Annotated in this window: 9 protein-coding genes and 4 pseudogenes; 12 read left to right on the top strand and 1 reads right to left on the bottom strand. The window is 41.8% G+C overall.

Annotated features, from left to right (window positions below; genetic code table 11):
- Nucleotides 1-35: 35 nt before the first annotated feature.
- From CEX98_RS07235 to CEX98_RS07270, 8 genes and pseudogenes are all read left to right on the top strand, one after another.
- On the top strand, nt 36-3671 hold the full coding sequence (locus tag CEX98_RS07235; protein WP_242441655.1) for a sensor histidine kinase: 3636 nt from the start codon (nt 36-38) through the stop codon (nt 3669-3671).
- 66 nt (nt 3672-3737) lie between these two features.
- Nucleotides 3738-4232 carry a YgjV family protein gene (locus CEX98_RS07240; protein WP_099641430.1) on the top strand — a complete coding sequence of 165 codons (495 nt, stop codon included), beginning with the start codon at nt 3738-3740 and terminating at the stop codon, nt 4230-4232.
- Between the two features lie 173 nt (nt 4233-4405).
- Nucleotides 4406-7389, top strand: a pseudogene (locus tag CEX98_RS07245) (TonB-dependent receptor domain-containing protein).
- Nucleotides 7390-7551: 162 nt separating this feature from the next.
- Nucleotides 7552-8634: a M24 family metallopeptidase gene (locus CEX98_RS07250; RefSeq protein WP_099641431.1), complete on the top strand. Its 1083-nt coding sequence runs from the start codon at nt 7552-7554 to the stop codon at nt 8632-8634.
- Between the two features lie 14 nt (nt 8635-8648).
- Nucleotides 8649-9593 (top strand): ornithine cyclodeaminase family protein, encoded by a 945-nt coding sequence (locus tag CEX98_RS07255; protein WP_099641432.1) that lies wholly within the window; start codon nt 8649-8651, stop codon nt 9591-9593.
- The gene (locus CEX98_RS07260; protein WP_099641433.1) at nt 9574-9840 is read left to right on the top strand and encodes a hypothetical protein; all 267 of its coding nucleotides are present in this window, start codon (nt 9574-9576) and stop codon (nt 9838-9840) included. Before CEX98_RS07255 ends, CEX98_RS07260 begins: the two co-directional genes overlap by 20 nt.
- 507 nt (nt 9841-10347) lie before the next feature.
- Nucleotides 10348-11304, top strand: a complete 957-nt coding sequence (locus CEX98_RS07265) for a glycerophosphodiester phosphodiesterase family protein (protein WP_099641434.1) — start codon at nt 10348-10350, stop codon at nt 11302-11304.
- A 44-nt stretch (nt 11305-11348) separates the two neighbouring features.
- A complete protein-coding gene (locus tag CEX98_RS07270; protein ID WP_099641435.1) occupies nt 11349-11969 on the top strand; it encodes a LysE family translocator in 621 nt (206 codons plus the stop codon).
- 109 nt (nt 11970-12078) lie between these two features.
- On the opposite strand, the pseudogene CEX98_RS23250 reads toward CEX98_RS07270, so the two are convergent.
- Nucleotides 12079-12716, bottom strand: a pseudogene (locus tag CEX98_RS23250) (transposase); the annotation flags it as partial.
- Between the two features lie 536 nt (nt 12717-13252).
- On the opposite strand from CEX98_RS23250, the pseudogene CEX98_RS07285 reads away from it, so the two are divergent.
- The 4 genes and pseudogenes from CEX98_RS07285 to CEX98_RS07300 all read left to right on the top strand — a co-directional run.
- Nucleotides 13253-14095 (top strand): annotated as a pseudogene (locus CEX98_RS07285) (glycosyltransferase); the annotation flags it as partial.
- A 119-nt stretch (nt 14096-14214) separates the two neighbouring features.
- Entirely contained in the window at nt 14215-14571 is a 357-nt protein-coding gene (locus CEX98_RS07290) for a hypothetical protein (protein ID WP_099641439.1), read from the top strand.
- A 111-nt stretch (nt 14572-14682) separates the two neighbouring features.
- A complete protein-coding gene (locus CEX98_RS07295; RefSeq protein WP_099641440.1) occupies nt 14683-15024 on the top strand; it encodes an SdpI family protein in 342 nt (113 codons plus the stop codon).
- A gap of 226 nt (nt 15025-15250) precedes the next feature.
- Nucleotides 15251-15475: pseudogene (locus tag CEX98_RS07300) on the top strand (IS66 family transposase); the annotation flags it as partial.

Here is a 15475-nt window from a genome sequence, read left to right on the forward strand (position 1 = left end):
AGTGCATGTATCACTCAGTTCATTTCAAATGTGAAATGAACAAGCTTTGTATTTTACTGTTAGGGTTATTGCTCAGCTTACCATGTACGGCCAGTTTTCCTGAATTTAGCGATACCGCTCAGGTGATGCGTCGGTACGACTATAACTCAGGCTTGAGCCAAGTCACCATAACCGCGATCGCTCAAGACCAACTCGGCTATATTTGGGTTGGTACGCAGTCAGGACTTAACCGCTTTGATGGTCATGATTTTATTCAATTTGAAGTAAAGCAAAATTCAGAACATCATCTTTCTGGTGGCTTTATTACCTCGCTTTGCCACAGTGGTAAATACATTTGGGTTGGGACGAGTACAGGCCTGAGTATTTATGACACCGAAGCCGGTACATTTCGTTCTATCCTTGCGTCACAAAGTGAGGCGGTAAGCTCTGATAGAGTAAAAAAGGTCGCCTGTTATGGCGAGTCGGTTACAGTCTCAACTGAAGAGGGCGATGCGTATCGTGTTAACTATAAAACACTCACCCCTGAGAAGCTTTACCTGACTGGTAAGTTTGTACGTGAAGTGCAAGAAACACGAGATGCGTACGTATATCTTAATGCGGAGGGTTTGATAAGCCAGCCTAAAGATAAAGTAGGTGCTAAACTCCTGCTGAAGGGAGAGTTTAAAACCCTTTCGCTGTCTCATGGGCGTATCTTTGTTGTTGATGCAGACGACACTATAATCAGCTTTGATACTCAATTTAATAAGATACAGTGGCAAAAATCCGTTAGTTCAAAAATAAACCTCAGTATCCATCAAATCAAAGTTCGAGCGCACGAAATTCTTGTTGCGTCAAATAACGGCGTTTTTATTTTAGATCTCCAAGGAAATATCAAGCGCCACTGGTATCGCCGTTCAGAGCAATATGACGGCCTGCAAGATAACAATATTTTAAGCGTACAACGAGACCGCAATGGTGATCTTTGGATTGGAACGGAGTCGCAAGGGTTACATTTTTTTAGTCAATTAAGCGAGTCTTTTGGTCATGTTGGTGAGCAAAACTTTCCTCACGCCCCCCTTGGACACCCAGATGTAAGAAATTTTGCTTTAGATAGCAGTGAGCGTTTTTGGATTGGGACATCATCCGGACTCTATATTTATCAACAGTCTAGTTTTATAGAGGCGCATCGTATTTTTCCAAGCCTCTCTGCCATCAAAGGAAGCTTTATCACCCAAGTTAAAATCTATGACGATACACTTTGGGTTACAACGCGAGGGGACGGGGTCGTTAAGTATGCGTTGATTGAAGGAGAGTACCTACATCTGATGCCTGACTCGGACAATGGTCCAGAGCTTAGTTTTAATGATGTGATTAAGTACCAGTCACAAATTTTAGTTAGTTCACGGACGCTGGGATTGATGCGATACGATGAAGAGTCTAAAAGCTTGGTACGTTTTTTTGAGAATCATCCCGATGCACCAACTCATGTTTCGTCGTTTAAGGTAGTGGGCCAAGAGTTGTGGTTTGGCTCTATTGGTGAAGGGCTATTTCGGTTTGCCAAAGGCCAACTCCATAACTTAACCACAACAGATGGCCTAAAGTCGAACTTGGTTTTTATGATAGAGGAAGATCCGTGGCAACGGATTTGGGTGGCGAGTGAAGCTGGAATTAGCTTAGTAGATAAACAAATGAAGGTGGTGCGCACCCTTGGTGAACAACAAGGGCTGGGTAATCAAGCCATTTGGGGACTGGTATATGATGACTATGAATATATGTGGTTGGGTACTAGTGGCGGGTTGTCTCGCGTCAATGTAATGGACTTTGCAATCGATAACTTCCTGCCGATAGATGGCGTTCAAGCCCATGAATTTAATTATAATGCTGCTTGGAAGGCTCCTGATGGTCGTATCTTTATGGGGGGAGCTAAGGGGTTTAACCAATTTTTCCCGCAAAATGTTTCTATATCAAATACAGCTAGACCAATTTTAGTCTCAACCATAGAGCTGCTAGGTGAACCGCTAAAACCAAGCCCTGAAGGAGTCTTGTCTGTTGCACCAGAGCTTGCTAGTGAACTTCACCTTGAATATGACCAAAACATCATCTCTTTACAGTATTCAAGTTTGGACTTTGGCTCCGAGAAACTCAACTTTTACTATCGCATTAAAGGGCTGAGCGACAAGTGGCTGAAACTTGCTAATGGTGCTAGGCAAATCAATCTATTACAGCTTGAACCGGGTACATATCGTGTTGAGACCTACACGGTTAACCGCTTTAATATGCAGTCTCCAGTCCATGAGTTTAGTATTTACATCGCAGCGCCTATTTGGTGGAACGTTTATTCAAAAACCCTGTATACATTAACGGTTTTGCTCATCATCGCCGCCTTTGTGCGAGCCAGACAACGGCGTTATCAACAAGTTGTCAGAGACAACCAAACGATGTCAGCTTTACAAGAGCGGTTAGAGTTATCTTTATGGGCAAGTGGGGATGAGCTATGGGATTGGCACGTTGAATCTGGAAAGATATATCGCTACAGCGTAAACCCTAGGATCGACTTTGGTGAGCTCCAAGACAGGCTGATATTGACCGAACTTGATCAGTTTGTACACCCTAAAGATTGTGTTTTGCTTGAAGAGCGGCTGCAGGCCTGTGTAGATGGAAGCGAAGAAGTGTATGAACTTTCTATACGGGTGAAAGGACAAGAGGGTGAATGGGTTTGGGTTCTTGATAGAGGAAAAGTAGTGGCGCGGAGTGATAATGGCAAAGCGACTCGGATTGCTGGCGCTTTGAAGGATATTGCCGACCTTAAAGCACACCAGCAGGCGTTACAATCCTTGAACGAGCAGCTGGAGATAAAAGTAGCCATGCGTACTGACGAGCTCTATAAGAAAAATCAAAAGCTTGAACAAGCAATGTTTGAATTAAAACAAGCGCAAGAAGACTTGATAGAGAGTGAAAAGATGGCATCTCTTGGTGTTGTTGTTGCCGGTGTAGCCCACGAAATTAATACCCCGCTCGGTATTGCCATTACCGCTTTGTCTCATAATGAAGACTGTTTATCTGAGCTAGTCGCTAAGCTTGAAAGCAAAACACTTAAACAAACTGACTTGATTAACTCAATTGATGCGCAAAAAGAGGGTTATTTCCTTATCAATAGAAACCTACAAAGAGCAGAGAGCTTGATCAGTAACTTTAAACAGGTTGCCGTTGATCAATCGAGTGAAACAGAGCGAGATATTAACCTCTTAAGTTATATTCACGATGTTTTCGATTCACTCAAGCCACTTGCGAAAAATAAAGAAGTACAACTCTCAATAGATGGTAATGACAGCATTAATATCTCTACTTACCCAGGTGCTGTTTATCAAATAATGGCCAACCTGTTTAACAACTCCATTATTCATGGTTTTGAAGGAAGCGCTTCGGGCACCGTGAGTGTGAATGTTGAAGTCAATGAGCGTCATTGGAGTATCATCTATCGTGATAATGGAGTCGGCATGGATGAATCCATGCAAAAAACACTTTTTGAGCCATTTGTAACCACTAAGCGCAACCAGGGAGGCTGCGGGTTAGGCATGCATATTGTTTATAACCTGGTGACGCAGCTTTTAAAAGGTGAGATCCGCTGTAAGACAGCCAAGCTAGCTGGGGTTGAAATTACCATTAGAGTACCGCTAAAAAATAAAAGCTGAAAATTAACCTAAGTGAATTACTAACCGGCCAATACAGCTGACAATACGCCTTTTTAGGAGTATGTCATGTTTTTGCTTTCTCAAATCTTAGTTGCACTGGCAGTGCTATTGGACCTTATCTCTTTTCAATTTATGCAGCGGAAGCACGTGTTGCTTGCTCTGAGTATCTCTACTGCGCTTACTTCGGTACATTTTTATTTGTTGGATGCCATCGCGGGTGCATTGCTGATGGCAATAGCAAGTCTTAGGTATTTAATCTTCATTAAGTTGCAATCAAAGCGCTTATTGATAGTGTTTCTTTTACTTAGCGCGGTGCCACCGCTTACTCAATTAAATGCAAATTATGAACTTTATGCCGTATTTGGTAGTTGTTTATTGACGATAGGTGCATTTATAACAGCGCAGATCGCTTTTAGATTTATGATGTTGCTAGGGACGCTCTGTTGGCTTATCCATAACTACTATGTTGGCTCACCTATGGCCGTTATTTTGGAAGGAACATTTTTGATCAGCAACCTATTGGGACTAGCGCGGATCTATATAAAAACCCGACAACGCTAAAGGGAGTTGCGCGAGTGAAATAAAAATTAGATAAATAATATTTGCTAAAACAGAGGGTTATAAAGTTTGTTAAATATAATGGTATAATTAATATTGTATACAATATATCTATTGTGTATTGTTTGTCCGTTACCAAAAAACACTCAAATCAATGGGAACAAAAGGACAACAACATGCGTAATAACAAAAAAACAGCGCAAACACTTAGTAAGACACTCGCCGCATCGGCACTTGCGTTAGTACTGGGGACGTCGGTTGTATATGCAGCAGACGGCAATAGCACTGTGAAGGGGAGTATCGTTAATGGCCAAGGTGCTGAGCTGGATCGAGCAGTATTAACCTTTACTCACCAAACCAAGGGCTTAAAATTTACGGTACAAACCAATACCAATGGGGAGTATATTCTTAGAAACTTACCTGTTGGCCGCTATAGCGTTTCAATCAATAAAGCGGGCTTTGAAACCGTTCTCGAAGAGGATGTGCAGCTGAATATTGGTCAAGCTATTATTCTAGATGCACAACTACTCAAGCAAGGACAGGACATCGAGAGAATTGCTGTGACCGGGACGGCCATTCGTCGTGTAGATATGGCGTCATCAACAGCAGGAGTTACTTTTACCGATGCGGAGCTTAAAGTGATGCCTGTAAACACCGGCTTTGAAAGCATTGCATTACTTGCTCCTGGAACAGCAGAGCCGGGCGGCGACGCTTTTAAGGGGGCCTCTAGTTTTGGTGGCTCATCGTCTGCTGAGAATGGCTACTACTTTAACGGCCTGAATGTGACCAGTATCCGCTCTGGTTTAGGTTCTATTCGTTTGCCTTGGGAAGCGATTTCCCAAACTCAAATTAAAACAGGTGGGATCAGCCCTGAGTTTGGCGGCGCATTGGGCGGCATTGTGAATGCAATCTCTAAATCCGGCGATAATGAGTTTAATCTGGGTGCCGAGGTAAGAATAGATCCAGCTTCAAGCCATGGTTACCATGAATCGACTTACCTAGACAACGGCACAATAAACCTTAATAAGGAGCAAGATTACGACTCTTTCAAAGAGCTACAAATTTGGGCAAGTGGTGCACTTATCGAAGATAGTTTGTTTTACTACGGTTTGTTTGCACCGCGTCGAGAAGTGAATCGTTGGGCAGGACAAACTACCTACAATGATCGGAGCCGAGATGAAGACCGCTGGTTTGCTAAGGTAGACTGGTTTATCAATGAAGATCACTCCGTTGGCTTTTCAGCGATGAACAACAAAAGGGAGTGGACGCGTCAAACTTATGCCTATGACTGGGAAACCGACATTATAGGCGACAAGCAAGGTGTCGCTGCACCAGGCGAAGATGGTGGTAAAGTATATAGTGTAAACTACAGCGGTTATTTCACCGACTTCTTCTCGGTTTCAGCTGTGGTTGGCCGCGTCACCGAAAACGTCGAAAACGTTGTCGCATCTACGGTTCCGGGTGTATGGGATGAAAGAGAAGGCACAGTCACATTATCCAGTCATACCGCCAGCGGTGTCTCGGAGCAGGAGTTTATTCGCGATCAAGCTCGATTGGACTTTAATATCGACTTAGATTATCACTCTATTCTATTTGGTGTTGATTACACTAAAGTTACCGTAGACTATTTTGAAGGGCAGAATGGGTTAGGCGATGCAGAGGGCTGGTGGACAGTCAAAACCGCAGGAGAAGACAGTATTACTGGCGCTGCGCTAGGACAAGATTACATAGAGCGTCGAGTAAGAACTCGCACGGTTGATTCTGAGGTGAAATCATTGGCATTTTATGTGAATGATTCTTGGCAGGTAAGCGAACAATTAGTACTGAACTTGGGGATTCGTTACAGTCAGTTTGAAAACACCGTGACAGACGGCCGAGCATTTGTTGATATGGACAATCAACTGGCACCAAGGTTACAAGCGATTTATGACCTGCATGGTGATGGCGAGTCAAAAGTCTTCTTTACTTATGGTCGATATTTTCAGCCTGTGTCTGCCAATATGAATATCACCCAAGGCTCAGCGTCGGTGGAGTGGTTTGAATACTTTAATCTTGATCAGGTCGACAGCGAGGGTTATCCGCTCTTAACTCAAGATGGCTCACCGAGTAGGGGTGACATGCTACGTGACAGACGTTGGCGTCAACGGGGGATCACGGAACCTGGTCTAATTGCATCATCTACATTAAAGCCGATGTATTCAGATGAATTTACAGTGGGCTATCAAACCTCAATTTTTGATGATATGGCCTTTGGGGTCAGAGCAATCTACGAGATCTCGGTCGTAGTGTTGAAGATACTGATGTCGGGCCTGTACTAGCTAAAAAACTGGCTGAACTTGGGATCCAAGACAATGTAGGTCAAGGCTCATATTACGTACTGAATAATCCAGGTGAAGCGATCACCATGAGTTATGATTTTGACGGTGATGGGCAAGTAGACGAAATTACGCTAAGCGCCGAAGAGCTAGCGCTGCAGCAAGCAGTACGTAAATACCTTGCGCTTGAATTCACACTCGAAGGAAACATTTCCAATAAGCTCAGAATTAACAGCTCGTACACTTGGTCTCATAGCTATGGAAATACCGAAGGGTTAGTTAAAACCGACAACAATCAAGCCGATCCTGGTTGGACAACGTCATATGATTATGCCGATCTGATGGACCATGGCTATGGCAACTTGCCAAATGATCATCGTCACTCGATAAAAATATCAGGCTCCTACGATATCACCGATGAGCTAACTTTAGGCTTAGTGGCGCGGACCACCTCTGGGCGTCCGATGAACTACTTCTCAAAGCACCCAGTTGATGTAGACAGCTGTAAAGCTGGCAGTCCTTGGGATGCGTGTGTAAGTAAGTATTATGGACACGTATCACATTATGATGAAAATGGTGATCCAGCTCCACGTGGCAGTGTCGGCAACTTACCTTGGGCAACGACGGTAGACTTATCATTAAGCTACTCAACCGATATTATGGGCCATGACCTTTTAGTCAAAGGGACGGTTTATAATTTACTTAATAGTGATAAGGCGTTGGATATTAATGAACAGCGTTCGCTAGATGGTGAGAATGGCTTAATTGTGAACCCTGATTATGGCCTGACAACGTTGCGACAGACTGAGCGCTATGCTTCATTAGTTGCAAGGTTTACGTTCTAATTTCCCTGGAATAGCCAAACCTTGGTGCATTGCATCAAGGTTTGGTTTAAGCCAAGCAAGATGTTTGGCTTATTTCCAAATAATGAGAGAGGCAAATTTTACTGATCTTGCTCAGCATGACTTAACGCTAAATGATGTCAATTTAAGAGGATATTTACAACAATGCAGGTGAATTACGCAGCCCGACAGCAACGCCTTGTCGACAAATTACTACAGCATCAACGTGATGCTGTGATTGTTTATGGTTACGAAAATATCGTGTATTTAACTGGCTTTACCGGCCATGCCGCAACGCTATTGATGTCTGTAAATGGACAACACCAACTGATCACAGACTATCGTTACTTCGAACGTGCTACTAATGAGTCGCACGGCGTTGAGGTTATTTTAAGAAATCGAGACGAAGAAACGTTATCCGATTGTATTGCTAGACTTCTAGTGCAGCACAGCGAGGTCGCATTTGAAGCGCATCATATTAGTCACGCAGACTTCGTGTCTTTAAATCAAAGTATGACAAATACCACGCTTACGGCTGCGCCTTTTTGGGTGGAGTCATTAAGGCAAGTGAAGGATGAATATGAAATCAATTGTATTCGGCGCGCAGCTGAGATAGCTGATGCTGCACTTGCTCACACTTTAGCGCTGCTACAAGTTGGCGTTACTGAGCGTGAAGCCGCAATTGAGCTTGAATATCAAATGCAAAAGCTAGGTTCAGAGGGGCTTTCTTTTGACACTATTTTGTTATTTGGTACGCGTTCTTCTTTACCTCATGGAAACCCAGGACAAACACAGCTCGGCCATGGAGACATGGTGCTAATTGATTTTGGCGCTGTGATTAACGGCTATCGCTCGGATATGACACGAAGTTATGTGTTAGGCGAACCAACCAAGCAGCAGCAATCAATTTTTGATACGGTGCAAACTGCTCAACGTGCGGCATTAGCGCTTATAAAACCAGGGACTAATTGCCTTGATCTAAATAATGCATCGCACGAAGTTTTGAACAACAGCGAATTTGCGCAGTATGCTGGAGAGGGACTTGGCCACGGTGTAGGGCTATTTCTACATGAGCACCCCTTTATCAAGCCCGGTGTCGATTATCGATTAGAAGTGGGCAATGTAATAACCATTGAGCCTGGGATTTATATTCCAAACTATGGTGGAGTAAGGTTAGAAGAAGATATTTTGGTTACAGACTCAGGTTTTGAGTGCTTAACGCATGCTCCTCAGGTATTTCAGCTATAAAAAAAGGATATTAAATGCAAATCATTTCTCGTCAAGCGGTCGCCGATAGCCTTAACTACCCCCAATTAATCCAAGCACTTAGATACGGCTTTGCCCAAGACGCTGGCACTCCGATGCGGCAGGTTTTTGAATTAGATAACAGTGACTCAAATCATGATGCTTTTGCGGTGTTACCAGCTTGGAATGCCGATGTTATCGGTGTTAAGGCATTCACCTACTTTCCAAACAATAACCAGCATCACAAAGCGAGTCTCTATTCAAAAATAATGCTGTTTGGTCGGGAGTTTGGCGAGCCGCTTGCATTAGTGGACGGCACAGAAGTAACTTTGTGGAGAACATCTGCGGTTTCAGCGTTGGCGGCAGATTATTTGGCACCCAAAGAAGCTAAGCATTTGGTTTTCTTTGGTTCAGGAAACTTAGCTAGTTACATGATAAATGCGCATTTAAGTGTTAGAAAATATAGTAAAGTTTCAATAATCGCACGTAATGCTGAGAAAGGGCGCCTGTTATTGGAGTTTATGTCCTCACAACATCCGGAGGTTGAATTTGTACTTCATTATAAACCGACAGAGTCTATTATTGCTTCAGCAGATGTGATTAGTTGCGCAACCGGTAGTCCTAGCCCCTTGTTTAATGGTCACTGGTTGAGCGCCGGCACACATATAGATTGCATCGGTAATCACCACAAAACGTATCGAGAGTGCGATACCACAACGGTTGCAAATAGTCGCGTCTTTGTGGACAGTCGTGTCAACGTATTGAACGAGGCGGGCGAACTACTATTACCGATAAGCGAAGGTAAATTTAGTGCAGAACAAGTGGTTGCAGAACTCAGTGAAATGACCAAAAATAACCTTGGTCGAAATAACAAAGATGAAGTCACTTTGTTTAAGTCTGTAGGAACCGCATTAAGTGATCTAATTGGAGCGAAATTGGTTTATGACTTGGTTCAAGAATAAACAGCACGGTAGGGTGTATGATGTAACTGAGGTGGTGAAGTCGTCCGACAAACGCTTGATGAATCCACTGATTTGTCACGAATGTCATATGTTAGTCAGCTACCAAGGAGCAGCGGGCGAAGTTGTGAGTGAACAGCTGCTCTATGACGACGCCTTTTACCGGGCCTTTCATAATCACGACAGCTGTTATGTCATGGTGGATGAAAATGGTATTCGCCATTATCATCCAAGTGAGCACAGTGATTAATTCAATTAAGTGAATAAGCTCTAATTGTTGACCTGACAGAGTACAAATATTGAATGCTATGTTCAGCTATGGGTTAACTTAAATGCTCTAAAGGGCTGTATTGAGCCTATAGTGGGCGACGACCTATGTGTACGAGTTAGCAGCTTGATAGCTGCTTAAAATCAATTAGTTAATCTTCTTAATCGTTCAGGCTGGCGGCCTCTGTGCGCGTAAAAATTATAATTGCTTATTAAGGAAAATTTAGGTGTAATGGATACATAAAAAGCGCTGAGCGATGCAGGGAAAGCTTACATAACACTAGCTAAACTGATTACACTAGCTAGGAAAGTGAGCGCCTCCAAAAAGCCTGTTTTTTCAAAGTAAGCCGCAGCATAAACAACACTAACTCTGACACACCGAGCAGGTAGCGGCTCAGTCCAACAAGCGATTATGCAACACAAACTGCGTGTCGCATAAATACTAAAGTGTTAGCTTTAATTGACCATCGATCAAGGATTCAGGTAATAGATGATTATAAAAATAGTTAAGACATTTTTGATTTCTTTGTCTTGCATAATTGCTCTAGGAGTTTTTAATGCTTATGTGTTCGTTCCTGACCTACAGCGACATGGGGAGATCGTGGCCTATCGAGGAGGCGGAAGCGCAGTTAACTATGAAAAATTAAATAAAACTGGCTGTACTTCCCTTTCAATAGAAGCATCAAGGGTTAATTCAGTTGAGAACACACTAGAAGCTGTGGCTTCTTCCGTTGCAGCTGGAGCTAACGTGATTCATCTAAATGTTCACAGGACTAGTGATGATCAACTGGTTGTTTTTCATGACTGGACGTTAGATTGTGCTACAAACGGGTCTGGGCCAATACATAAAACATCATTTAAGCAGTTGAAAAGTATTGATGCGGGATATGGATATACGTTTGATGATGGCGCGACTTTCCCATTTAGAGGAAAAGGTTTTGGGATTTCCAAGTTAGAGGCGTTTTATAAACGGTATCCAAAGCATGAGTTTTGGTTAAACCTGAAGAATAACGACATACGTTCATTCGAAACGCTATATGAATATCTATCTGGAAAAAAATCTAGCCATATTGTGATTACCTCTTCAAAAGGTATGGAGTGGTTTCGAAACAAGGATTCGTCTATACGGTTAGCAAGCGTTGGTAGTGTAAAGAGTTGCGGAATAGGTTATCTTTTAGTTGGATGGGCGGGATTAGTTCCTGAGTCCTGTAGGAACACCATTCTTTTTATACCTCCCTCGATGACAAAGTATTTTTGGGGCTATCCTGAACGCCTAGCATCAAGGTTGCAGAACTATGGTTCGGATGTTTATCTTTGGTCTCGACATGAATCGATCACCCAATCCTACGATGACGTTGTCGCATCGGGTGTTGGAGTTATCACTAGTGATCTTGATTTTATTCGTGCAATACAAGCTAACAAACGCGTCAATCAGGACGCTCGCTAGCTCCCGTCTATTATGCGGGTTTAGTTCAATAAGGAGAGTCAACCTTGTCACTAATCACTATTTTGCTTTTCATACCAGCATGCTTTGCTTTGAACATAGCGCCTGGTCCCAATAACCTCCTTTCGATGGCGAATGCAAAGCGTTATGGGGTCAGGACAGCTTGCTATGCAGGTATTGGTCGGTTGGTTGCATTTGTAGGTATGATCACGCTAGTTGCTACAGGGCTGGCAACAGTGTTGTTTACGTCGGAAAAATTGTTTTTTGCCATTAAAGTCGCTGGAGGTGTTTATCTACTTTGGCTTGCCTATCAGTTGTGGAGCGCAGATCCAACTGAGGGTGATAGCAAGGCTCGAGGAGAAAAAAGCTTCATTCAACTGGCGAGGCAGGAGTTTTTACTAGCTGCTGGAAACCCAAAAGCCATTTTGATTTTTACGGCTTTTCTGCCTCAGTTTGTTGATCCAGCGGGTTCTGTTAGACATCAGTTTTTGACTCTTGGTGCGCTATTTTTAATGCTTGAGTGGGTAGCAATAGCTGGGTACGCATTCTTTGGTAAAGCATTGCGCCACTGGTTCTCCCGACCTTCGATGCGCCAGCTTTTTAATAGAGCTTGTGCTGGAATGCTTGGTAGTGCAGGAGTTGGGCTTTTGCTTGCTCGTCATGAATGAACAAACAACTTATGTGGGACTGCTAAAGCTTGGCTCGGTTCCACTTCGCTAAACTATTTTAGCTCAGCTTTATCAGCCCGGCGTTAGGCATATAAATATCATTCTTGATTGGGATTTCAAGATGCTCATTACCACCCCTTTTATATTGATGTTGTGGCACTTGGTAGCTCTCTAGTTTCAGTTTAACCATTAGCTTAGCGGCGCGATAACGGCTTAATTCAAAACCGTTATTCGTTGCGGTTGCCGAGATTGTACGTGCCCCAGCCGAACCGCCACTCATTGCATGTATAGCTTTAACTTCCGCTTCTAACCTTACTTGCTCTGGTGCCGGCGTTGTATCCCGTATGGCCCAATATTTATAGCTGCTGCGATGCACATTAAATACGCTACACAACACGCTAATTGAGTAACGCTTTCGTGGATTTAATTTCTCAATTAACGAGAATTGTTCAGGGAGTCGGACATCAAGAGAGCGGTAGCCTTTTTTAATATATCCTTTTCTAATTCAATACATTGGATTTGTTTTTTAAGTTCGCGGATTTCAATTTGCTCGGGTGTCATTGGTGATGCTGTGGGTGTCTGGCCATTCCGTTATTGCTTTAATTGAGTTACCCACTTACTTACTGTTGATTTACCGACCCCTATAGCCTTAGCTGCATCTTCTTGTGTGTAGCCTTGGTCAACTACAAGCTGAGCCGTTTCTAATTTGATTGCCGCAGAATACGCAGCGCGTTTTAATTTCGTCATTTTCTCACCCAAATCTGTATGCTTAATAGCATAACATTTCTTTCTTAATGGGTGGCCAAATTAACTATGCCACTACAAGTATCAATTTTCAATTAATACACACAATTTTGAAACAAAATAAAAAATTCGAAATAAACTATTTTAATTGAAATGGATATATTCTTGTTGTTTTGTTATTACTAAGCCAAAAAGCGATAATAAATCGCACTGTCGAATGTGAAAATCATTAAAAAACGCGATGGTATACCAATCATCACGTCGCAGCGCAATGTTTTTCGATGATAATTAAAGTTTTATAACAACCTTTATTTAAATTTTGTTGGCTTGTTTTTTACGCCTGATATGTTTATTAAGCGTTTGAATCAGGATTCCGTTGGAAGATAATTAATTGGAAGATAATTAAATAGGTAAGGGAAGTATAGAGTATCATGGATAAAAGCAGTTCGTTAACGATTATAATTCCTTTTTACAATGAAGGAAGAAACCTTGTACGAACACTGGAGAGTATTCATGCAACTTAAAAGAAAGAAGTAGAAGTAATACTTGTTGATGACGACTCTTTAAGTGTTTTCGATTATCGAAATATCGCAGATGAATTTAAATGTCTATACCTTAAAAATGATGTTAGAAAAGGAGTTGCAAAAAGCCGTGATATTGGTGTTAGCCTAGCCACTACTCAAAACGTATTTCTTTTAGACGCACATATGAAATTTTATTGCAATGGATGGGATGTGAAGATTGAAGAGAGATTACAAAATAACCCCACTACGATATATTCAACAGTTTCAGTAGTACTGAATGAGAAATGGGAAAGAATACCTGACGCCCCAGAAGGCTTCGGGGCATATATTTCTGACTTTCCTACCTGCGAAAAAGTATTCGATTTTAAATGGTTAACTTGCCCTGCGAGTCCAAGCAACAAAATCCCTCTAATTATGGGGGCGGCCTACGCATTTAATAGAGAATATTATCTTAAACTCCGAGGATTAACGGGGTTGCAACAATGGGGTATGGATGAGCAATATCTCAGTATTAAGTCGTACCTGGCTGGTGGTTATTGCGAAGTAATTCCCGATATAAAGGTTGGGCACGTATATAGAAAACAACTACCGTATAAAACAAATGAAGAGTTGTTAAGCTTTAATAGAATTTTTGTTCTTTCTGTCTTAATGACAGAGGCTGCTGCCAATAACTACCTTGAGGAAGTAAAAGATAAAATTCCTTCTTTTAGAGACGCCTACCATCTAATTACTAAAAGTCAAAAAATGATCGATAGTTTGCGCTCTTATTATTTAAGTAACTTTCCCAGAACTTTCGATGATTATCTATTGTTTAACGATTCCTTTCAAAGAAACCTAGTTTCAAAGAATGGTTTGTAGAGGCTTACCCATGTACAAAAACAAAGATAATAGATTGCAAATTTAAGTAATTAATCACAGGTCTCTTTCTAGATTTTTAACCTCTAAACGTAAGCACTACTTAAATAGGAGAAAATGTAATGCAAGCTACTATGGAAATGTTAAACGAGGAAATAAAGAAGAACCCAGATATTCTGGACGTCCTTCTTGAGAGTAAATTTAACTGGGAATCCTTCGTTGAAGGAGCGAAAAAAATTGGCTTCAAGATCGGATTGACTGACGTAATAGAGTACTTGGAAGAAAAGTATCCCCCAACTTCTCCAGAAGCCGGTTCAACGTATTATGCACAAGACGAACGGCAAGGAGAATTTAGAGAGCTATCTAACAATGAGATAAATTTGGTAAGTGGAGGCACTACTGTGGTAGCTGGTGTTGTTGCTGTAGTTGCTGTGGGTGTATTTGTTGGTGGAGGCGGAACCAGCACACCTAGTAACTAGTTCTGAAACTCAATAAAAACCGACTATGATTTAAAATCTAGCGAATAACTTGCTTGCAAGATTTTAAAATATTTAGTTTATTCAATTCTTACAAAATTTAGGATAGTCCAAATGTCTCTTGAGAAAATACTATTGATAGTTTCATATGCTGGATATGCAATGAGTGCATTATTTACTTTGTTGGGAATTCCACTTGTAGCCAAAATAGTTTCGCCAAACTCTTTTTATGGAGTGCGAACAGCAGAAACGTTGCAAAACACTGCGACATGGTATTCCGTTAATTATACCGTAGGTTGGGGTTTAATCTTATCAGGTATTATTTCTTCTTTAGCTATTTTCCTGGTTAGTAAATTCATTAAACAACCACCAGAAACATTAATAGTTATCAATGGGGTAGCACCAATAGTCATTCCAATTGTAACTATTGGAATCACATATTTCTTTTTTAAGTAACCTTAATTTAATGGTAATTAAACTGTTAAAAGATGGGCGATTTCATGTTCGTTAGCAATAGGAAGATTAAATCGGCCCATCATATATCCACTAATAAAACTAAGGACAACAAAGGTTCGATGTATGGAAAATAATAATTTGTTAGCGACACATTATTCGAAATTTCTTAACAGTAAAAGTAAAGAAGAACTTGTAGAACTAAGTCATATAAAACGACTCTTGGAGTGAGCGTGAAGGCATTGATTGTATGGTGAAATCTGCCCCGATCCCCGCTGTGCCGATTCCAAAAAGTATCGCAACGGCCAGCTTGCTGAGTCAACTAATCACCAGTAAATACCAGTTTGGCCTACCGCTTTATCGCCAAGAAACAATGTTAGGTGATATTGGTATAGAATTGAGCAGACAAACCATGTCGAGCTGGATGCTACGCTGTGCAGAGCTGTTGTCTCTT

The organism is Pseudoalteromonas piscicida (genome assembly GCF_002744175.1).
Taxonomy (GTDB): domain Bacteria; phylum Pseudomonadota; class Gammaproteobacteria; order Enterobacterales; family Alteromonadaceae; genus Pseudoalteromonas; species Pseudoalteromonas piscicida_B.

What these genes read in the sequence shown, in the direction of transcription:
- CEX98_RS07235 (WP_242441655.1), top strand. Translation starts at nt 36, where the DNA reads ATGAACAAGCTTTGTATTTTACTGTTAGGGTTATTGCTCAGCTTACCA.
- CEX98_RS07240 (WP_099641430.1), top strand. Translation starts at nt 3,738, where the DNA reads ATGTTTTTGCTTTCTCAAATCTTAGTTGCACTGGCAGTGCTATTGGAC.
- CEX98_RS07250 (WP_099641431.1), top strand. Translation starts at nt 7,552, where the DNA reads ATGCAGGTGAATTACGCAGCCCGACAGCAACGCCTTGTCGACAAATTA.
- CEX98_RS07255 (WP_099641432.1), top strand. Translation starts at nt 8,649, where the DNA reads ATGCAAATCATTTCTCGTCAAGCGGTCGCCGATAGCCTTAACTACCCC.
- CEX98_RS07260 (WP_099641433.1), top strand. Translation starts at nt 9,574, where the DNA reads ATGACTTGGTTCAAGAATAAACAGCACGGTAGGGTGTATGATGTAACT.
- CEX98_RS07265 (WP_099641434.1), top strand. Translation starts at nt 10,348, where the DNA reads ATGATTATAAAAATAGTTAAGACATTTTTGATTTCTTTGTCTTGCATA.
- CEX98_RS07290 (WP_099641439.1), top strand. Translation starts at nt 14,215, where the DNA reads ATGCAAGCTACTATGGAAATGTTAAACGAGGAAATAAAGAAGAACCCA.
- CEX98_RS07295 (WP_099641440.1), top strand. Translation starts at nt 14,683, where the DNA reads ATGTCTCTTGAGAAAATACTATTGATAGTTTCATATGCTGGATATGCA.